Genomic DNA, 19,452 nt, shown 5'->3' with positions numbered 1-19,452 from the left:
GCGCGCTACTCCTCCTTGTCGGCCGCATGCGCCGCGCCGAGCAGGCCGGCGAGGGTGCGCTGATGGCCGGTGTCGATGGCGACGTTGACGCTCATGCCCGCCTTCAGCCGGGCGACATATTTGTCGTTGCTGTCGAAATGGATCCGGACCGGCACGCGCTGCACGACCTTGATGAAATTGCCGCTCGCATTCTGCGGCGGCAGGATCGCGAACTGCGCGCCGGTGCCCGGCGACAACGAGCCGACCGTGCCCTTGAAACGGTGGTTCGGGAATGCGTCGACATCGAGCTCGACCGGCTGGCCGACCGCGACATAGGTGAAGTCGCTCTCCTTCGGATTGGCGTCGACCCAGGGATTGGCGATGTCGATCACCGAGAACACCGGCGTGCCTGCGGTGACGAAGCGGCCGAGCTGGATCTGGTCCACTTGGGTGGCGATGCCCGGCATCGGCGCGCGCAACGTGGTGTGGTCGAGGTCGCGCTGGGTGTCGTCGAGCTTGGCCTTGGCCTGGATGTAAGGCGGGAACTGCTCCAGCGGCAGCTCGGGATTGCCGAGCAGCTGCGTCTTGGCGTTCGACAGCTGCTGCTTGATGAACTGCGCCTGCGCGCTCGCGGTCACCAGGGCGTTGGCGGCGTTGTCGAGGTCGAGCTGCGAGCCGAAATTGTTCTTGGCCAAGGTCTGCTTGCGCTCGACGTCCTTCTGCTTCAGGTCGATGCCCTGATTGGCGAGGTCGAGCATCTGGCCGTAGATCTTGATGTTGGCGGTCAGGTTGTCGTAGTTCGTGCGCGCCTGCTCCAGCGCCGCCTTGGCCTGGTCGACCGCGAGGCGATAGGGCACGGGATCGATCTCGAACAGCTCGTCGCCCTTCTGAACCTGCTGGCCTTCCTTCACGACGATCTTGACGATCTTGCCGGAGATGTCGGGGGTGATCAGAACCTTCTGCGCCCCGACATAGGCATCGTCCGTCGTCACGTAGCGGCCGCCGTTGAGATAGAGGGCGATGCCGCCGATCGCGGCGATGACCGGCAGCACGACCAGCAGCAGCGTGCGGCGATAGCGGCGCAGCAAGCCCGGGCGCGCCGGCTTCGCGTCGGCGGCCACAGGCGGCGCCGCATCCGGGCTGGCTTTCTGTTCGGGGGCGATCTTCAGGGCGGGCTCAGCCATAGCGTGGCTCCTTTCGCTGCTCGTCGCACAGCGACTGCAGGGCGTTTCTCACGTTTTCTTTGATGGCTTCGAGATGGGACGTCAGCCGTTCGGCATCTTCAGGGCTGAGGCCTTGGAGGGCGGTCTCGGTCAGCTCGGCCTTGAGCACGCCTAGCTTGGCGAGCAGCGGGCGGGCGGCCTTCTTCAGATAGAGCCGGTTGACGCGGCGGTCGGTGTCGTCGCCGCGGCGCTCGATCAGCCCGGCTTCGGCGAGCTTGTCGACCAGCCGCGTGAGCGTGATCGGCTGCATGTCCAGCTGCTCGGCCAGCTCCGACTGCTTCATCCCCTCATTGCGCTCGACCTTGGCCAGCACGGCCCATTGCGCGCGGGTCATCCCGAAGCGCGCGGCCTCCTTGTCGGCATAGGCGCGCATCAGGCGCTGCAGCTCGCCGAGCGTAAACAGGAAGTTCACGTCCACCGACGTGCGGGTCATGGGCTGATCTCGATTCGGAGCGGAGGGAACTAAGCTTTGGCTCTAATGAGCCTCCGATATAATAAGCAAGCTTATGAATTTTGGATGGTGCTGGAGTGCGGACCCGCTCCCCCTTGAACGCATGGCTCAGCCGCGGCCTTTGGCGCTTTCGGCCTAAAATGCTAGATTGTCGGCAATGACACTTGCAAAACCCACCTTTCCGGCGCCGGACCATGATCATGGCCGCTGCGCGGCCGATGCCCTCGACCATGCCGAGCGGGTCTGCGCCCAGCGCGGCCAGAAATTCACGCCGTTGCGTCGCCAGGTGCTGCAGGCGCTGCTGTCCAGCCACCGGCCGCTGGGGGCCTATGAGATCATCGAAGAACTGGCCAGGGTGGCACCGCGGCCGGCACCGATCACGGTATATCGCGCGCTCGAGTTCCTGATGGCCAACGGCCTAGTGCACCGCATCGAGAGCCGCAACGCCTTCCTCGCCTGCGCCCACGACCACGAGCAGACGGCGCTGGTGGCGTTCCTGATCTGCGAGCGGTGCGGCGCGGTCGGCGAGGTTCCGGCCGCACCGATTGCCGAGAGCCTCAAGGTCGCCGCCGCGGCATCGGGGTTCACGCCGAAGCTTTCGGTGGTCGAGATCACCGGCACCTGCGCACACTGCCAGAAGGCGGCATGAGTTTGGTCACTGCGCCGCAAGGTGTACACGTGTGACTGACCATCGTATTCGAGATCTCGCCGCAATGACGGTGCGCTCCCTCTCCCCGTTCTTACGGGGAGAGGGTTTGGGGTGAGGGGCAGCCGCACGGGAAGTGGTCGCGGTGAGACCTGTATCCCCTCACCCGGATTGCATCTGGCGATGCAATCCGGCCTCTCCCCGCATCCGCCTTCGCTCTTCGAGCTACGGCGGACAAGAGCGGGGCGAGGTGCACCGCCGCTGCCGGCCCACTGATCGCCTCATGATGCAGACCAAGACAACGCCGACCGCACCCGTTGCGGTCAAAAGAAACGACTTCCGGGAGCCAACGTCCTCGTGTCCGCAAATCCTGTCCTGTCCGCCGCGACCCGGCCGCTCGGCCCGGGCGCCATCGCCGTGACCCTCGTGCTCTGCCTGTCCTGGGCCTTCAACCAGATCGCGATCAAACTGGCGCTGCCGGAAATTCCGCCGCTGCTGCAGGCGACGTTCCGCTCGCTCGGCGCGCTGCCGGTGCTGCTGGTCTTCGCTCGGGTTCGCGGCGTCAGGATGTTCGAGCGCGACGGCACGCTGATGCTCGGGCTGGTGGCGGGCGTGCTGTTCGGCCTGGAATTCGTGCTGATCTATCAGGGTCTGCTGCTGACCTCGGCGTCGCGGGCGGTCGTATTCCTGTACACCGCGCCGTTCTTCGTCGCGCTCGGCTCGTTTCGCTTTCTCGGTGAGCGGCTCGGCCCGGCGCAATGGGGCGGGCTGGCGATGAGCTTCACCGGCGTGGCGCTGGCGATCGGCATTCCGCAGGCCAATGTCGACGGGCGCGTCCTGCTCGGAGATCTCCTGGTGGTCGGTGGTGGCCTGCTGTGGGGCGTCACCACCGTGTTCATCAAGGGCAGTCGCCTGCGCTTCATCGCGCCGGAGCGGGCCTTGGGGTACCAGGTGGCGGTCTCGGTTCCGATCATGGCGGCGGCGGCCCTGATCGCCGGCGAGCGGCTGACCCAGGTTCCCAGTCCGTTCGTCATCGGGCTGCTCGCCTACCAGTCGATCTGGGTGGTCGGGACCACGTTCACGATCTGGTTCGCGCTGATCAAGGCCTATTCGGCCAGCAAATTGTCGGCATTTACCTTCATCACCCCTTTATTCGGGGTGGTGGCGAGCTATTTCATCCTGCATGACGCCCTGACGCTCGCCTTCGGCCTGGCTGCCGTGCTTGTGATCATTGGGCTTTTTCTCGTCAACCGCCCGAACCGCGCGGTCTTGGCCGCGACTGATCCATTGCTGAATGTCACCAAAACCTGATATCCGAGCGCCCATGAACAAGCCCGAGATCCTGACCGAGAACACTTCAGCGTCCGATATCGCCGGACCCGCTCCGCGGCATCAGACCACCAAAGTCATGGTCGGCAACGTCGCCGTGGGCGGCGGTGCGCCGATCGTGGTGCAGTCGATGACCAACACCGACACCGCCGATATCGACGGCACGGTGGCCCAGGTTGCAGCGCTGGCGCGCGCCGGGTCGGAGATGGTCCGCATCACCGTGGATCGCGAGGAGGCCGCAGCCGCTGTCCCGCACATTCGCGAGCAGCTCGACAAGCGCGGCATCACCACGCCTCTGATCGGCGACTTCCACTATATCGGCCACAAGCTGCTGACCGATTATCCCGCCTGCGCTGAGGCGCTGGCCAAATACCGCATCAATCCCGGCAATGTCGGCTTCAAGGACAAGCGCGACACCCAGTTCTCGACCATCATCGAGCTCGCCAACAAATACGGCAAGCCGGTGCGCATCGGCGCCAATTGGGGCTCGCTCGACCAGGAGCTGCTCTCCAAGCTGATGGACGAGAACGCCGCCTCCGCGAACCCGCGCGATGCACGGGCGGTGATGCGCGAAGCCATGGTGCAGTCGGCGCTGCTGTCGGCGGCGCGCGCGCAGGAACTCGGCATGCCGAAGGACCGCATCATCCTGTCGGCCAAGGTCTCGGCCGTGCAGGACCTGATCGCAGTGTACCAGGATCTCGCCGCGCGCTCGGACTACGCCATCCATCTCGGCCTGACCGAGGCCGGCATGGGCTCCAAGGGCATCGTCGCCTCCTCGGCGGCGCTCGGCATCCTGCTGCAGCAGGGCATCGGCGACACCATCCGCATTTCGCTGACGCCCGAGCCCGGCGGTGACCGCACCCTCGAAGTGCAGGTCGCGCAGGAGCTGCTGCAGACCATGGGCTTCCGCACCTTCGTGCCGCTGGTTGCGGCCTGCCCGGGCTGCGGCCGCACCACCTCGACCACGTTCCAGGAGCTGGCGCGCTCGATCCAGGATTTCATCCGCGAGGAGATGCCGGGCTGGAAGACGCAATATCCGGGCGTCGAAGCGCTCAACGTCGCCGTCATGGGCTGCATCGTCAACGGCCCCGGCGAATCCAAGCACGCCAATATCGGCATCTCCCTGCCCGGCACGGGCGAGGCCCCGGCCGCGCCTGTGTTCGTCGACGGCAAGAAGTTCCGCACCCTGCGCGGGCCGACCATCGCCGCCGACTTCAAGGCGCTCGTGATCGACTACATCGACCAGCGCTACGGCAGCGCCGCCAAGGCGCTTGAGACTGCGCCCGAGAGCGTGACGGCGGCGGAGTAGGGCGCGCGCCTCTCAGGCAGCGGCGCGCCATCTTGGAAGCTGCTGCGTTCGCAGTCTTTCGCCTGCGCAGTGGATCGTATCCCACCTGCCACCGCATCGACGGTGCGCTCGCTCTTCCCGTTCTTACGGGGAGAGGGTCGGGGTGAGGGGCAGCCGCACGGGCGGTGCAGGCTCTCTGCAACGGACTGAACAAATACATCTGCGACATTCCAGATCCGAGCCCAGTAGTCGTGCCCGTCCGGCGGATCGATGATCTGGCCCCGTCTGTGCCATGCCCCTCACCCGGATTGCTGTGCAATCCGACCTCTCCCCGCAAAGAGCGGGGAAAGGTAAGAGGGCCGCAACATCCGTCGTCACAACTCACCCTGTTGCGGGTGAGACAGCCCCATCCTCACAACCCGCGGCTGCTTGTCCCGCGCGCCTCATTCTGAGATTTTCCCGCAGCGCCGCTGCCGCCCCGTACTCCGCCGCCGTGACCGGCACGATCCGCCGCCGCGCCCCACTGCTGCCCGCATGATCAGCACCTTGAGGCCTGCTGAAGAGGACGCCTCGATGACTCTCGATATCCGTGAAATGGAACTCGCCGAGACCGCGCTGGTCATCGACTACTTCTATTCGTCGAGCATCGAGCAGCTCGATGTGATCGGCATCGATCCGACGCGGATGCCGACCAGGCCGGTCTGGAGCAACCTGTTCAAGACGCTGTACGCGACGCCGCTGGCCGAGCGCGCTGCGCTCTTGGTGATCTGGCGGCTCGACGGCCGGCCGATCGGCTTCTCCAGCTGCGACCGCATCGTGTTCGGCAATCGCGCCCACATGCATCTGCACGTCACCGAGCCGGAGCTGCGCGGCCGCGGCCTCGGCGCTGAATGTGTCCGCCGCAGCGTCGACTTGTATTTCGAGCGGCTGCAGCTCAAGCAGCTGTTCTGCGAGCCGAACGCCTACAACATCGCCCCCAACCGCGCACTGCAGAAGGCCGGCTTCCGCTATCTGAAGACCTACAAGACCGTCCCCGGCCCGATGAACTACCACCAGGCGGTCACGCGCTGGATGATCGAGCGGTGAGGCGGTTGGCTTGACGTAAGACGGGCGAAATGAGCGGCGGCATTGCCCTCGACGTTGTGCGCGCTAAATCTATCCGCGCCCAGCGGCTAATTTGTCGAGCGATCTCAAGCTGATTTGGCCTGTCCAGTCCTTCTGTAAAAAAGAAATCGCTTGTGCCGTCGGGCAAATCAGAACGATCTTTCCGCACGTCCCGCCTCGCTGAGAGGGGCGCTTCGCGGTCGTCACGAACGTGGAGGCGGGATGTGGTGGACGCGACGTGGCGCAGTGAGCTCCAAGAGCTTGCGGACGAACGTCATGGCGCGGACGGTCAAGTCGCATGGTCCCGACATCCCGATGCTGATGCCAAGCCGGCGGTGATGATCCGCTGGTGACGGGGGCAAGAAAGCCCGGTCCCCGGGGAGAGTGCGAAGCAGCCGTTAAAACCATCGCGCGGGGAAGGCCGGGTCGTTCCGGCTGTACCTGTGGTTCCTGCCGCCTGCATTTTTTTCGCAGGCGGGCCACGGGCCTCAGTCGGGGCCCGGCCTTCCCTGCGCCCTCCGATTGGAGAGGGCGAGAAGAAACTCATAACTCGGGCAGAACAGGCCGCGAGGGTGCGAACCCATGTCTGATATCCATGATGTGACCGCACGCGATCGTCATTCTCGATGTCATCACCCGCGCAGGCGGGTGATCCAGTACGCCGCGGCAGTCGTGATGAGCCGTGCCGCCTCTGGAATACTGCATCGCCCGCCTGCGCGGGCGATGACGCAGAGATGATGGCGGGAGATGACAGCGGAGAGAAATACGTGTCCTATCCTCCGTCATTGCGAGCGAAGCGAAGCAATCCAGGGCTGCGCAAGGACTCTGGATTGCTTCGCTGCGCTCGCAATGATGGTGTGCATGATGCGCGGGCGCGCCCCGCAACTCCGCGCCTACAGCGGCACGTGGCCATATTCCCGGTTGGCAAGGCTCGCTTCCTCCAGGTCGAGGTCGCGCTCGATGCGGCGGCGGGTTTCGTCGGTGATCTTGCCGTCGCGAAGCATGACGTGGATGGTCTTGCGTTCCACGCCGATCAGTTCGCGGGTCAGCTCGATGCCGAGCGCGGAGGCGTCGTAGTCGTCGGGGTTGAGCGACTCCGGCAGCTGGTTGGCGCGCACCTCGTGCCGGGCCCGCAGCAGCCGCACCACCTCGTCGGACAGCTCGCGGTCATTGGTCATCGTCTCCAGCGACTGCAGCGCCCGGTCGAGCGTCTCGCGGCGCGCGGCGATCTCCTGCTCATGCTCGTGCACATGCTCGGCGCGGCCCTCCTGCCCGACGCCGAGCCAGCGCACCACCGGCGGCAAGGTCAGGCCGAGCCCGATCAGGGTGAAGAAGATCACGCCAAAGGCGACGAACAGGATCTCGTCGCGATAGGGAAACGGCTCGCCGCTCGACAACGTCAGCGGCAGCGCCAGCGCGGTCGCGAGCGAGACTGTGCCGCGCACGCCGGTGAAGCCGATGATGAAGGTCTGCTGCCACGGCGGCAGCGGATCGCGGGCGCGCAGCGAGGGGCTCAGGACGCGCGGCAGGATGGTCGCCGGAAACGTCCAGGCGAAGCGTGCGATCACGACGATCGCGACCACCAGCGCGGTGGCGATCATGATTTCGTCGAGCGGGAACGCCTTCGACTTCTCGTAGATCAGCCGCATCTGGAAGCCGGTCAGCAGGAACAGCATGCCCTCGATCAGGTAGACCACGAGGTCCCAGAAGAAGACACCCTGCAGGCGGGTCGCCGACGAGATCCACAACGGTCCGTTCCAGCTCATATAGAGGCCACAGGCGACCGTCGCGATCACGCCGGAGCCGCCGACATGCTCGGGGATCCAATAGGCCAGATAGGGCGTCAGCAGGGACAGCGTGATCTCGACCTGCGGATCGCGCGAATAATGGCGCGCGCGCAGCATCAGCCAGCCGACACCGATGCCGAAGGCGATCTCGCCGACCACGATCGCGGCGAACTCGCCGGCGGCCACGGGGAAGGAAAAAGTGCCGGTCATGATCGCAGCCACCGCAAAACGGTAGAGGATCAGGGCCGTCGCATCATTGGCGAGGCCCTCGCCTTCGAGGATCACCATCACCCGGCGCGGCAGATGCAGGCGGCGGGCGATGGCGAGCGGCGCCACCACGTCGGGCGGCGCCACGATGGCGCCGAGCAGGAAGCCGAGGCTCCAGGGCAGGCCGAGAAGGGTGTGGGTCGCAGTGGCCACCATGGAGGCGGTGAAGATCACGCAGCCGACCGCGAGCAGCACGATCGGACGCAGGTTGCGCTTGAATTCGCGCCAGCTCATCGCGACGCTCGACGAATAGATCAGCGGCGGCAGCACCACCAGCAGGACCAGCTCCGGTGGCAGCGCGAAGGCCGGCATGCCCGGCACGAAGGCGAGCCCGATGCCGGCGAGCATCAACAGGATCGCCGGCGCGATGTTGGCGCGCCGCGCGATCAGGGCGGTTCCTGCCAGTACGGCCAGCAGGATCAGGAATATCTGAAAGTGAGCTTCCATTGGTGCGGGCCGGGCGTCGCTGCGCCGGGCTCAATCCCTGAGGTCGTAGCGGTAGGATTTGGAGACGATCTGCCAGCCGTCGTTCAGCTTCATGGCCACGAGATAATCGGTGAAATAGCGCGGCGGCAGCTGGCAGCGCACCTTGATGAAGGCGGTCTTGTCGTCCGAACGGTCGATGGTGACGATGAAGTCCTCGCGCGGCTTGCCTTCGCCCTTCGCGGACGGGCGCTTGCGCACCCAGGCCAGCCAGTCCGGCACGGTCAGGATCTTGAGCTCGCCGTTCTCGACCCAGCGCAGGTCGGCGGTGGGGTGGAACACGGCGCCGAGCTTGTCGGCGTCGCCCTCGTAGAGCGCGTCGAAATAGCCCTGCACGACGGCCTCGACGGTGGAACGGTCTGCGCTCATGGCCAACTCCTTAGGGGAACCGCGGACAAACAAGGATCGCATTTTCGATGCAAAACCGAGCTTGGCAAGCCATGAACTGCGGCCGATGCTCCGTCGACAGAAATATGGCGGCCGAAGCGGGATGTTCCGGAATAACCCTGCGTGATCCCGATCACAAGCCGAATGGCCCGCAATCTGATAGGCAGAGCGGGCATGTTTCCCAGGGCTATGGGGTAGGTACGATGTGGTCAGTTCGATTGGGCGGTTTTCTCCTGGCGGCAGCCCTGCTGCTGGCCGGCCATCCGGCGCTCGCAGAGAAGCGGGTTGCGCTCGTCATCGGCAATTCCGCCTATCAGAACGTGCCGCAGCTGACGAACCCCGCCAATGACGGCGCGGTGATGACGGCGACCTTCAAGAGCGCAGGCTTCGACGTCGTGGATTACAGGCGCGATCTCACCGCCCGGGAGACAAGGCGGGCCTTGCGCGATTTCGCCGATGCCGCCCGCGATGCCGACATCGCGGTGGTCTACTACGCCGGCCACGGCATGGAGGTCGAGGGCTCGAACTACCTGATCCCGATCGATGCCCGGCTCGAGCGTGACACCGACGTCTACGACGAGACGCTGTCGCTCGACCGCATCCTGGTTGCCGTCGAGCCGGCGAAGAAGCTGCGGCTCGTCATTCTCGATGCCTGCCGCGACAATCCGTTCACCCGCAACATGCAGCGCACGGTGGCGACCCGCAGCCTCGGCCGCGGCCTCGCCAAGGTCGAGCCGACCAGCCCCAACACGCTGATCGCCTATTCCGCCAAGGCCGGCTCGACCGCGCAGGATGGCGACGGCAAGAACTCGCCGTTCACCCTGGCGCTGTCACGGCACATCGCGACGCCCGGCCTCGACGTCCGCAAGGCGTTCGGCTTCGTGCGCGACGAGGTGCTGAAGTCCACGGCCAACCGCCAGGAGCCGTTCGTCTACGGCTCGCTCGGCGGAGAGGACGTGCCGCTGGTGCCGGGCGTGCCGCGCGTGGTCACGCAGATGCCGGTGGCTCCGGCCCCGGTTGCGAACCCGCAGGCCGACACGCGGCGTGACTACGAGCTCGCCATGCAAGTCGGCAACAAGGGCGCGTTGAACGCGTTCCTCGCTCAATACCCCGATGGCTTCTATGCGAGCTTGGCCAAGCTCCAGCTCGAGAAGCTCACCGCGGAGGAGAACCGCGCTGCCGCGGTCGAGAAGGCGCGCACCACCGAGGCCGAACGGGCGCGGCTCGCAGCCTTGGGCGCGCGCAAGGACACCCTCGCCAAGGCGGAGGCCGAGGCCAGGGCGGCCGAGCAGGCGCGGATCGCGGCCGAGAAGGCCACCCAGCTGGCGCAGCAGCAGGCCGCCGATGCGGAGAAGAAGCGCGCGGAGCAGCAGCTCGCGGCGGCTGACAATCCGCGCGCGGCGACCTCGCCTGCTGCGCAGCCGGTCGCGCCCGAGAAGGGGCCGCAGGTCGCTTCGCTGACGCCGGCATCGCAGCCCGCCGATCTCGCCAAGTCGGTGCAGCTCGAGCTGCGCCGCGTCGGCTGCCTCACCGAGGACGCCGATGGCGATTGGGGTTCGGCCTCGCGCCGCTCGCTGTCGCAGTTCAACCGTTATGCAGGCACCAGGCTCGACACCCAGGCTGCATCGGCCGATGCGCTGGAGGCGATCAAGCTCAAGCAGGCCCGCGTCTGCCCGCTGGTCTGCCAGCACGGCTATAAATCGGATGGCGACCGCTGCACCCGTATCGTCTGCGCGGAGGGCTCGTTCCTCAATGACGACAATGACTGCGAGAAGCGTCGCGAGAAGAAGCCGGTCGCGAAGCGCGACGGCCGCGACGACGAGGACGTGCCGTCGCGCCGTCGTTCACGCTCCGCCGAGCCGGGGCTGCCATTGCCCGCTCCCAGCGTCGGCGTCGGTGTGGGGGTCGGTGGCGGCGGCATCGGTGCCGGCATCGGAATGGCCCCTGGTATCGCCAAGCCGCAGGCGCAGGCAGCTCGGCCGGCGCGGTCCTCGGGCCAGATCTATTGCGACGCCTATCTCTGCCGCGCGGTCCGGCCCGGCTGCCACCTCGACTATCGCGGCGGCGGCGGCCCGGCCAACAACGCCAGCGTCGAGGTGTGCAACTGATCAGGACGAGATCGCGCTGGCGGCGATGTTGACCATCAACGCGACCAGCGCGGTGTTGTAGACGAACGAGATGATGCCGTGCACGGTCGCAGTACGGCGGATGACCTTGTCGGTGATGCCGACATCGGAGACCTGGGCGGTCATGCCGATGATGAAGGAGAAGTAGACGAAGTCCCAATAGTCGGCGTGCTCGTCCTTGTCGCCGCTCGGGAATTGCAGGCCGCCGGGCTTGGCGCCGCGGTAGTAGTCATGGGCGTAGTGCAGGGCGAAGGTGGTGTGCACCGCGGCCCAGGATAGCGAGACCGTGAGCAGCGACAGCGTCAGCGCGGGGGCGTCGCGTTTGGAGGCGCCGAGCTCGAGCACGATCGCGGCGATGCTGGCGAAGGCGCCGAGTGCGGTGACCAGCAGGATGACGAAGCGGCCGTCGTCCTGCTTGATGGCGTCGCGGCGAATGTGATGATGCTGCTCGCATCTGAGCATCATCAGCGCGACCAGGACGAGGTAGATCGCGGTGAAGATGTCCCAGCTCAGCAGCAGCCGTGTGATCAGCCGCAGTGCTGACGGCAGCAGGAAGAACGCTGCGATCGCGATGCCGAGCGCGACGAAGGTGCGCGGACGCGCATAGACGACGCGCAGTGGAGCCGGCAGCCGCGTGAAGCGGGCGAGGTCCGGATCGTCGGGATGGACTCCGGCCAATGCCTCGCCTCAGCTCTTGCGTTCGGCGACGAAATGAGCGGCCGCGCGCAGCACGTCGCCCTTGGCGCCGAAGATCGACAGCGCCGCGTCACCGCGAGCCAGCAGGTCGCGAACGCGCTGCTTGGCGCCCTCGATGCCGAGCTGGGTGACGAAGGTGGTCTTGCCGAGCTCGGCGTCGGCGCCGGCCGGCTTGCCGAGCGTAGCGGCATCGCCCTCGACGTCGAGCAGGTCGTCGGCGATCTGAAAGGCTTCGCCGAGCGCGCGGCCGTAATCATCCAGCGCCTGGTATTCGGCGGGCGAAGCCTGACCGAGCAGGGCGCCGGCGATGCAGCCGAAGCGGAGCAGGGCGCCGGTCTTCATCTGCTGCACCCGCGCGACGTCGACCGGGTCGCGGTCGCCGAACCGGCCCTCGCCGGCGAGGTCGAGGATCTGGCCGCCGGCCATGCCGCCGACACCGGCGCAGCGGGCGAGCGCCCGGGTCAGCGCCAGGCGGACGCCGGCATCGGGATGGATCTCGTCGCGGGTGATGATGTCGAAGGCGATGGTCAGGAGCGCGTCGCCGGCCAGGATCGCGGTGGCGTCGTCATAGGCCTTGTGCAGCGTGGGGCGGCCGCGGCGCAGGTCGGAATTGTCCATCGCCGGCAGGTCGTCATGGATCAGGGAATAGCAATGGATGCATTCCAGCGCCGCGCCGGCCATCAGCGCCCCCCGCCGGGGCACGCCGAACACGGCGGCGCTCTCGACCACCAGGAATGGCCGCAGCCGCTTGCCGCCGCCCAGGCTGGAATAGCGCATCGACTCGATCAGCCGCTTCGGCCTGATGATCTCGTCGGCCATCGGGGCGTCGGACAGGAGCTCGCCGAGCAGCGCTTCGGTCTCCTCGGCGGTCTTGTCCAGGCGTTGGGTGAAGTCGGTGAGGGCCGTCGCAGTCATTTAAGAAGGGCTCCAGGGACGAAATTCGCCGGACAATCGTTGATGGCGGCGACTTCGTCAATTGCGGGGACGGCGGCGGCTTTCGGCCGCAAGGATGGAAACAAGGGTGGAAAAAGCAGGAAACCTCATGGAGATGTCGGATAATCCCGACCGATCGTCCGCCCTCATCGCAGCCCAACCCGAGCGACGCCTGCCCTTGCGTACCGTCAGAACCATCCTCCTGATCGTCGTGCTGGTGCTGCTCGTGCCCTATGTCCTGACGCCGTTCTATGCCATGGGTCATCCGGTCTCGACCCTGATGCTGTGGCGATCGCTGACCGGCAGGCCGGTCGAGCGGCGCTGGATCGACCTCTCGGCCATATCACCCTATCTGCCCCGCTCGGTCGCGGCGGCGGAGGATGCCAAATTCTGCAGCCATCATGGCATCGACTGGGGGGCGCTGCGCGAGGTCATGGACGATGCCGAGGACGGAGAGGTAACCCGGGGCGGCTCGACCATCACCCAGCAGGTCGCCAAGAACCTGTTCCTGTGGCCGGGCCGCAGCTTCGTCCGCAAGGCGCTGGAGCTGCCGCTGGCGCTGTGGATCGACCTCGTCCTCGGCAAGCGGCGCATCCTGGAGATCTACCTCAACATCGCCGAGCTAGGCCCATCCGGCCAGTTCGGGGTCGAGGCGGGCGTGAATTACGCGTTCGGCCGCTCGGCCGCCGGCCTAGGCCCGCGCGAGGCGGCGCTGATGGCGTCGATCCTGCCGAATCCAGTCCGGCGCAGCGCGCGCAATCCTGGTCCGGGCGTCCGCCGGCTGTCGGCGACCTACATGGTGCGCGCGCAGGCCTCCGGCCTGCAGACCTGCTGGGGCGAGCGGCGCTGAGACAGGAAATGAGGCTCGGCCGGCGTGAATTTTGGCCAAAAATGCCTCGGTGAGCCCTAGCCATGCCGCACCCCTTCCTCTATAAGCGCGGCCTTGATCGGCATCCGGGCTCGCCAGCTTCATGGCTGCAGCCGTCCCCCTGCGGACGATGCCTTCCGAAATACCCTAGAGGATACCGACATGGCCGTCCCCAGAAGAAAAACTTCGCCGTCGCGCCGCGGCATGCGCCGCTCGGCTGACGCGATCAAGAAGCCGACCTATGTCGAGGACAAGGACTCCGGCGAGCTGCGTCGTCCGCACCACCTGGACCTCAAGACCGGCATGTACAAGGGCCGCCAGGTCCTGAAGAAGAAAGACGCCTGATCGTCCGCGAGGGCTGCTTTCGAAAAGGCCGCTTTCGAGGCGGCCCGAATTCGGCCATTGATGAGGTTGAAATCGGTCCCGTGCGAATTGATTCGCCGGGGCCGTGACGCATGAGTTTTGCGTCGGCTTCTCTTCGCCTAAGTTCTCTTCGGACAAGATCGATCTCGCGCCGAGCACTCGCCCGCGCCATCCAAGGCTTCAACCGATGTCCATGGTCGGTTTCCCGCTGCTGCTGATCCCGCTGGCGATCTATAACATGATCGTCTTCCTGATGCCGGGGGTGGCTTTTAGCGAGACGCTGCTGCGCCTTCAGCTTCCGTCCGGCGAGGTCTGGACGATTTCGCTTGGCGACATGCTGCTGGCGCTGGGTGTGCTGCTGCTGCTGCTCGAGGTCATCAAGGCAGCCAAGCCGAACGGCAAATACCTGACCGATCACCTGCTGTCGCTGCTGGTGTTCGGCGGCGCCGCGGCCGAATTCGCGATGTGGCCGAAATTCGGGAACTCGACCTTCCTGCTGCTGACCCTGCTGGCGATGGTCGATTTCTTCAGCGGAATTTCGCTGCGCACCAAGCGCCGGCCCCGGGCCGTGGTCGCTGCACCTGCTCCCGCACCGTTGCCGACCGCCGAGCCCGCCTCCGATCCCGTGCCGGAGCCGCTCGAAGAGCCGGTCCACGTCGAAGAGCCGGCCCATGTCGAAGCGCCGCAGCCGGATGCTGTTGCCGCCCCCGTCGCCGCGCCCGCGCCCATCGTCGAGGAACCGCAGGACGCCGTGCCGGCTGCCGCCTCGGTGGCCGAATCGGTCCTGCTCGATCGCTCGGTGCCGCGGCCTGCCGGTGCAGAGCCGAAGGTCGCCGACCCGGAGTCTCATCGCGGCGAGCAGGAACACCGCTCTTCAGAAGCGCCGAAGGCGCCCGAGACGCCGAAGCCCTGACGGCTCCAGCTTTCCATAAGTGCTGACGTTTCAGATCACCTCGCGGGTCGTGCCACCAGCCGTCGCGGGTGGCCTCTGCCTTGCCGCGTAGGCCGACTGTGCATCCGCGGGCGCGGCTCGCCGGAGGGGCCGCGTCTGCGGCAGATGCTCGGCCGTGGCGATCAGATGCGCAACGAAGCCGGCGTCGGGACGGGCGGCGCGAATGACGCTGGCGCGGCGGTCGTAGCTCCCGGCGCTGGGCACCAGTGCCTGGGACCGGGACGTCTCGTCCGAGGCGCCAGAGTTCTCGTTCTGCTCAATCGTTAACATCGTCCCACCACACCCGGCGCGATTGTCACATTACGGGACGCCGGAGCCTTTCGCGAGTCGACCTCGCAAGGCAGATGCCGCCCCGCGCATGCTTGTTCCTCGCGATCGAAACATGGTTGACGCGGCTCCGACGCTCGCCCGTCGCATCGGCATGCTCTCCGTTAACCAGAGATGCGTAGTCTGATTCGCGAAGTCCGCCGCCGCCGCTCGCGCGGAGAGTGTCGGCCGTCCCCATGATTGACGCCGGACCATGCCGGCGTGTCCCGAAACGAGGCGATCTTGACATCCGATTTGCCGCAGACCTCGATGATCCTGTCGTCCCTTGGCCAAGCCGCCTTCGTCTGGGACCTGGCGAGCGACGTGATCGTCTGGAGCGATCACGTCGGCGCCGTGTTTGCCGACGTGCCCCTGCCACAGCTCTGCAACGGCGCCGAATTCGGCAAACTGATCGAGCCGGACCGTGGCATCCGCTCCGAGATCATGCATCAGGCCGCCCCGCTGCACGGCGCCGGCGGCACGCCCTACCGGATCGAATATGGGGTGCGCACCCACGCCAGTGCGCCGCTGATCTGGGTCGAGGAGACCGGCTGCTGGTTCGCGGGCCCCGACGGGCGGCCGTCGCGCGCCCAGGGCATCGTGCGGATCAACAATGAGCGGCACGCCCGTGAGGAGCAGTTGCTCAAGCTGTCGCGCCACGATCCGCTGACCGGTGAATTGAACCGCACGCACCTGCTGGCGGCGCTTGCCGAAGTGATCGAGGAATCGCAGCGCTTCCGCTTCTCCTGCGCCTTCATGCTGATCGGCGTCGACCACCTCGCGCGCATCAACGACGCGTTCGGCTTCGACGTCGCCGATGGCGTGGTGCTGGAGATCGCCCAGCGGATCCGGGGACGGCTGCGCGGCGGCGATACGCTAGGGCGGTTCTCAGGCAACAAGTTCGGGCTGATCCTGAAGAACTGCACGATGGACGACATGACGGTCGCCGCCGAGCGCTTCCTCGCCACCGTGCGTGACGAGGTGGTGCCGACCAAGTCAGGTCCGGTCGCCGTCACCGCGACGATCGGTGCGGTTAGCGTTCCGCGCCATGCCCGTTCGGTGGAGGAGGCGGTCAACCGGGCCCATGAAACGCTGGATGCCGCCAAGCGTCGCCGCATCGGGTCGTTCTCGACCTGGCGGCCGAATGTCGAGCGCGACGCACAGCGCAAGGTCAACATCCGCGTCACCGACGAGATCGTGACCGCGCTCAACGAGCGTCGCATCGTCACCGCGTTCGAGCCGGTGGTGAATGCCAACACGCGCGCGCCCGCCTTCTATGAATGTCTGGTGCGGATGCGGCAGGATGACGGCCGCGCGTTGCTGGCGCCCGATGTCGTGCCGGTCGCCGAGCGTCTCGGCCTGATCCGCCTGGTCGATCACCGCATTCTGGAGCTCGTCGTCGCCGAACTCGCAAGCGCGCCGAACGTGACCCTGAGCCTCAACATCTCTCCCGAGACCACCATGGATCCGGACTGGTGGGCGTCGATCGAATCCATGATGCGCGCGCATCCGGGCGTTGCCGAGCGGCTGATCGTGGAGATCACCGAGACGGTCGAGATCCAGGATATCGACGACCTCCGCGGCTTCGTGACGCGGCTCAAGGATCTCGGCAGCCGGATCGCGATCGATGATTTCGGCGCCGGCCACACCTCGTTCCGCAACCTGCGCAAGCTCGGCGTCGACATCGTCAAGATCGATGGCGCGTTCGTGCAGAATCTCGTGCGCTCGGCCGATGACCGCGCCTTCGTGCAGACGTTGGTCGAGCTGGCGCGACGGCTTCAGATCAAGACGGTCGCGGAATGGGTCCAGGACGAGGCGTCGGTCGCGCTGCTGCGCGACTGGGGCTGTGACTACATCCAGGGCCGGGTGATCGGCCTCGCTTCGGTCGAGCGGCCCTGGATCGAGAACGGCGAGACGGCATTGCCGGCGGCGAGTTGATCCCCGCCGGCCTGCGGTCGAGCCTCAGCCCTGCTCGTCCTTCTTCGGCTCCGACATGCGGTCGAGCCGCTCCTGCATGTCCTTCATCTGGCGGCGCAGGTCGTCGATGTTGTCGTCGGTCGCAGCCGGTTCGGCAGCCTTGTCCTCTGGCCGCCCGGCGACCGGAGGCGCGAACGGCTTGAACATCGAGAAGGTCTGCTGAAACAGCTCCATGTTACGGCGCACCTGCTCTTCGAGAGGCGCGAACGGTGTGCCGCTGAAGGTGTCGGCGATCTGCTTGCGGAACTTCTCCTGCTCCCGGGTCAGCGTATCGATCGACTGCTCGAGGTATTTCGGCACCACCATCTGCATGCTGTCGCCGTAGAAGCGGATCAACTGGCGGAGGAAGGTGGTCGGCAGCAGGTTCTGGCCCGCTTTGTTCTCCTGCTCGAAGATGATCTGCGCGAGCACGGACCGGGTGATGTCGTCGCCGGTCTTGGCGTCGTAGACGAGGAAATCCTCCCCGTTCTTAACCATTGCGGCCAAGTCTTCGAGGGTCACGTAGGTACTCGTCCCGGTATTGTAGAGCCGCCGGTTCGCGTATTTTTTGATTGTGGTGGGTTGATCAGATTTCGCCATGGAGCTCACACATGCAAACCGAGAACGGGAAACCCGGCGGCGCTACCGCAGGGCAAACGAGCTGCGCAATGCAATAACGTAATCACTTTCGAGCGAGTTCGGCTACGGTTTTGTGCGGAACGGTTAATCCGGCAGCAGAAATCTTGCTTACGAAACGGCCAAGCATCCCATTTTGAATGCGCCGCAACAGGATTTGCTGACGGCGCCGATTGACATGTCGCAACGACGTTAACAGGATGATGGGCGAAGGTTGCACTCGCCAAACCGAGGCTTGCGGATGGCCGGCACGACCGTGAACTGAAAAATTCGGTTTGATTTCAAATACGCCCAAACTCTCAAGCCCTCGCTTTCACGCCCAGCTTTCACGCCCAAGATCAAGAACCTCAGGAGATGCCCATGTCAGACGATGTCGTCATCGTCAGCGCTGCCCGCACCGCGGTTGGAAGCTTCAACGGTGCCTTTGCCAGTGTTCCAGCCCACGAGCTGGGCGCTGTCGCCATCAAGGCCGCGCTGGAGCGCGCCGGGGTCGAGCCCGGCCGTGTGTCCGAGGTCATCATGGGCCAGATCCTGACCGCTGCGCAGGGCCAGAACCCGGCGCGCCAGGCCTCCATCGGGGCCGGCATTCCGGTCGAGAGCCCGGCCTGGGGCATCAACCAGCTGTGCGGCTCCGGTCTGCGCTCCGTCGCGCTGGGCTATCAGGCGCTCGTCAATGGTGACTCCGACATCGTGGTCGCCGGCGGCCAGGAGTCGATGAGCATGGCGGCGCATGCGCAGTACCTGCGCGCCGGCGTCAAGATGGGCTCGCTCGACCTGGTCGACACGATGATCAAGGACGGCCTGTGGGATGCCTTCAACGGCTATCACATGGGCAACACCGCCGAGAACGTCGCCAAGCAATATCAGATCACGCGGGCGCAGCAGGACGAGTTCGCCGTTGCATCGCAGAACAAGGCCGAGGCGGCGCAGAAGGCCGGCAGGTTCAAGGACGAGATCGCCCCCGTGACCATCAAGGGCCGCAAGGGCGACACCGTGGTCGACACCGACGAATATCCGCGTCACGGCGCCACGATCGAGGCGATGGCCAAGCTCCGCGCGGCGTTCGAGAAGGACGGCACCGTCACCGCCGGCAACGCCTCTGGCATCAATGACGGCGCCGCTGCCGTGGTGCTGATGACCGCCAAGCAGGCGGCCAAGGAAGGCAAGACGCCGCTGGCGCGGATCGTGTCCTGGGGCCAGGCCGGCGTCGATCCGAAGATCATGGGCACCGGCCCGATCCCGGCGTCGCGCACCGCGCTGAAGAAGGCCGGCTGGAATATTGCCGACCTCGATCTGATCGAGGCCAACGAGGCGTTCGCGGCGCAGGCTTGCGCCGTCAACAAGGATCTCGGCTGGGATACAGCGAAGGTCAACGTCAATGGCGGCGCGATCGCGATCGGCCATCCGATCGGAGCCTCCGGTGCGCGTGTGCTCGTGACTCTGCTGCACGAGATGCAGAAGCGCGACGCCAAGAAGGGTCTCGCCACGCTGTGCATTGGCGGCGGCATGGGCATCGCACTGTGCGTCGCACGCGACTAAAAAGGCGGCAGTGACTGCGAACCGTTCGGCCTTCGCAACCGCATGTGCCTCAACTAAAGATCAACGCCCGGCGATCTCGCCGGGCGTTTTGTTCTTGATGTCCGTCAAACACGTCGCATAATCGATCACTAAA

General features: G+C 66.0%; 18 protein-coding genes. 10 read left to right on the top strand and 8 right to left on the bottom strand.

Annotated features, from left to right (window positions below; all coding sequences use genetic code 11):
- Positions 1–5: 5 nt before the first annotated feature.
- Positions 6–1,163: an HlyD family secretion protein gene (locus S58_RS34790; protein WP_015670135.1), complete on the bottom strand. Its 1,158-nt coding sequence runs from the start codon at positions 1,161–1,163 to the stop codon at positions 6–8.
- Positions 1,156–1,635, bottom strand: a complete 480-nt coding sequence (locus S58_RS34785; RefSeq protein WP_015670134.1) for a MarR family winged helix-turn-helix transcriptional regulator — start codon at positions 1,633–1,635, stop codon at positions 1,156–1,158. The genes S58_RS34790 and S58_RS34785 overlap by 8 nt, the downstream gene beginning before the upstream one ends.
- Positions 1,636–1,810: 175 nt before the next feature.
- Here S58_RS34785 and S58_RS34780 point away from each other — a divergent pair, with 175 nt between their 5' ends.
- The 4 genes from S58_RS34780 (at position 1,811) to S58_RS34765 (ending at position 6,002) form a co-directional block, all read left to right on the top strand.
- Entirely contained in the window at positions 1,811–2,302 is a 492-nt protein-coding gene (locus tag S58_RS34780; RefSeq protein WP_015670133.1) for a Fur family transcriptional regulator, read from the top strand.
- Positions 2,303–2,656: 354 nt separating this feature from the next.
- On the top strand, positions 2,657–3,610 hold the full coding sequence (locus S58_RS34775; RefSeq protein ID WP_015670132.1) for a DMT family transporter: 954 nt from the start codon (positions 2,657–2,659) through the stop codon (positions 3,608–3,610).
- A 13-nt stretch (positions 3,611–3,623) separates the two neighbouring features.
- Positions 3,624–4,937, top strand: coding sequence for a flavodoxin-dependent (E)-4-hydroxy-3-methylbut-2-enyl-diphosphate synthase (gene ispG, locus S58_RS34770; RefSeq protein ID WP_015670131.1), 1,314 nt, complete (start codon positions 3,624–3,626; stop codon positions 4,935–4,937).
- A gap of 552 nt (positions 4,938–5,489) precedes the next feature.
- Positions 5,490–6,002 (top strand): GNAT family N-acetyltransferase, encoded by a 513-nt coding sequence (locus S58_RS34765; RefSeq protein ID WP_015670130.1) that lies wholly within the window; start codon positions 5,490–5,492, stop codon positions 6,000–6,002.
- 911 nt (positions 6,003–6,913) lie between these two features.
- On the opposite strand, the gene S58_RS34760 is transcribed toward S58_RS34765, so the two are convergent.
- Both S58_RS34760 and S58_RS34755 read right to left on the bottom strand, forming a co-directional pair.
- Positions 6,914–8,521 carry a Na+/H+ antiporter gene (locus S58_RS34760; protein ID WP_015670129.1) on the bottom strand — a complete coding sequence of 536 codons (1,608 nt, stop codon included), beginning with the start codon at positions 8,519–8,521 and terminating at the stop codon, positions 6,914–6,916.
- A 30-nt stretch (positions 8,522–8,551) separates the two neighbouring features.
- Entirely contained in the window at positions 8,552–8,926 is a 375-nt protein-coding gene (locus S58_RS34755; RefSeq protein WP_015670128.1) for a nuclear transport factor 2 family protein, read from the bottom strand.
- Between the two features lie 221 nt (positions 8,927–9,147).
- Between S58_RS34755 and S58_RS34750 the strand changes: the two genes are divergently transcribed.
- Complete coding sequence (locus S58_RS34750) at positions 9,148–11,052, top strand: caspase family protein (RefSeq protein WP_042340429.1); 1,905 nt, start codon at positions 9,148–9,150, stop codon at positions 11,050–11,052.
- Here the strand turns inward: S58_RS34750 and S58_RS34745 are convergent, their stop codons facing one another.
- Entirely contained in the window at positions 11,053–11,748 is a 696-nt protein-coding gene (locus S58_RS34745) for a DUF1345 domain-containing protein (RefSeq protein ID WP_015670126.1), read from the bottom strand. It abuts the gene before it with no gap.
- A 9-nt stretch (positions 11,749–11,757) separates the two neighbouring features.
- Positions 11,758–12,681 (bottom strand): polyprenyl synthetase family protein, encoded by a 924-nt coding sequence (locus S58_RS34740; RefSeq protein ID WP_015670125.1) that lies wholly within the window; start codon positions 12,679–12,681, stop codon positions 11,758–11,760.
- A gap of 196 nt (positions 12,682–12,877) precedes the next feature.
- Between S58_RS34740 and S58_RS34735 the strand changes: the two genes are divergently transcribed.
- The 3 genes from S58_RS34735 to S58_RS34725 all read left to right on the top strand — a co-directional run bounded on the left by S58_RS34735 (position 12,878) and on the right by S58_RS34725 (position 14,843).
- On the top strand, positions 12,878–13,549 hold the full coding sequence (locus tag S58_RS34735; RefSeq protein WP_042341094.1) for a transglycosylase domain-containing protein: 672 nt from the start codon (positions 12,878–12,880) through the stop codon (positions 13,547–13,549).
- A 180-nt stretch (positions 13,550–13,729) separates the two neighbouring features.
- Complete coding sequence (gene rpmF / locus S58_RS34730; protein ID WP_006610266.1) at positions 13,730–13,912, top strand: 50S ribosomal protein L32; 183 nt, start codon at positions 13,730–13,732, stop codon at positions 13,910–13,912.
- Positions 13,913–14,117: 205 nt separating this feature from the next.
- Positions 14,118–14,843, top strand: coding sequence for a hypothetical protein (locus S58_RS34725; protein WP_015670123.1), 726 nt, complete (start codon positions 14,118–14,120; stop codon positions 14,841–14,843).
- A gap of 30 nt (positions 14,844–14,873) precedes the next feature.
- On the opposite strand, the gene S58_RS34720 is transcribed toward S58_RS34725, so the two are convergent.
- Positions 14,874–15,152 (bottom strand): hypothetical protein, encoded by a 279-nt coding sequence (locus S58_RS34720; RefSeq protein WP_015670122.1) that lies wholly within the window; start codon positions 15,150–15,152, stop codon positions 14,874–14,876.
- A gap of 306 nt (positions 15,153–15,458) precedes the next feature.
- Here S58_RS34720 and S58_RS34715 point away from each other — a divergent pair, with 306 nt between their 5' ends.
- Entirely contained in the window at positions 15,459–17,126 is a 1,668-nt protein-coding gene (locus tag S58_RS34715) for a bifunctional diguanylate cyclase/phosphodiesterase (protein ID WP_244440838.1), read from the top strand.
- A gap of 24 nt (positions 17,127–17,150) precedes the next feature.
- Here S58_RS34715 and phaR read toward each other — a convergent pair whose 3' ends face one another.
- Positions 17,151–17,744 carry a polyhydroxyalkanoate synthesis repressor PhaR gene (gene phaR, locus S58_RS34710; protein ID WP_015670120.1) on the bottom strand — a complete coding sequence of 198 codons (594 nt, stop codon included), beginning with the start codon at positions 17,742–17,744 and terminating at the stop codon, positions 17,151–17,153.
- Between the two features lie 396 nt (positions 17,745–18,140).
- On the opposite strand from phaR, the gene S58_RS34705 reads away from it, so the two are divergent.
- Complete coding sequence (locus S58_RS34705; protein WP_015670119.1) at positions 18,141–19,319, top strand: acetyl-CoA C-acetyltransferase; 1,179 nt, start codon at positions 18,141–18,143, stop codon at positions 19,317–19,319.
- Positions 19,320–19,452: the final 133 nt, after the last annotated feature.

This window comes from Bradyrhizobium oligotrophicum S58 (assembly GCF_000344805.1).
Taxonomy (GTDB): domain Bacteria; phylum Pseudomonadota; class Alphaproteobacteria; order Rhizobiales; family Xanthobacteraceae; genus Bradyrhizobium; species Bradyrhizobium oligotrophicum.
The sequence above is the reverse complement of the archived record's forward strand: the minus strand, read 5'-3'. Positions and strand labels throughout refer to the sequence as shown.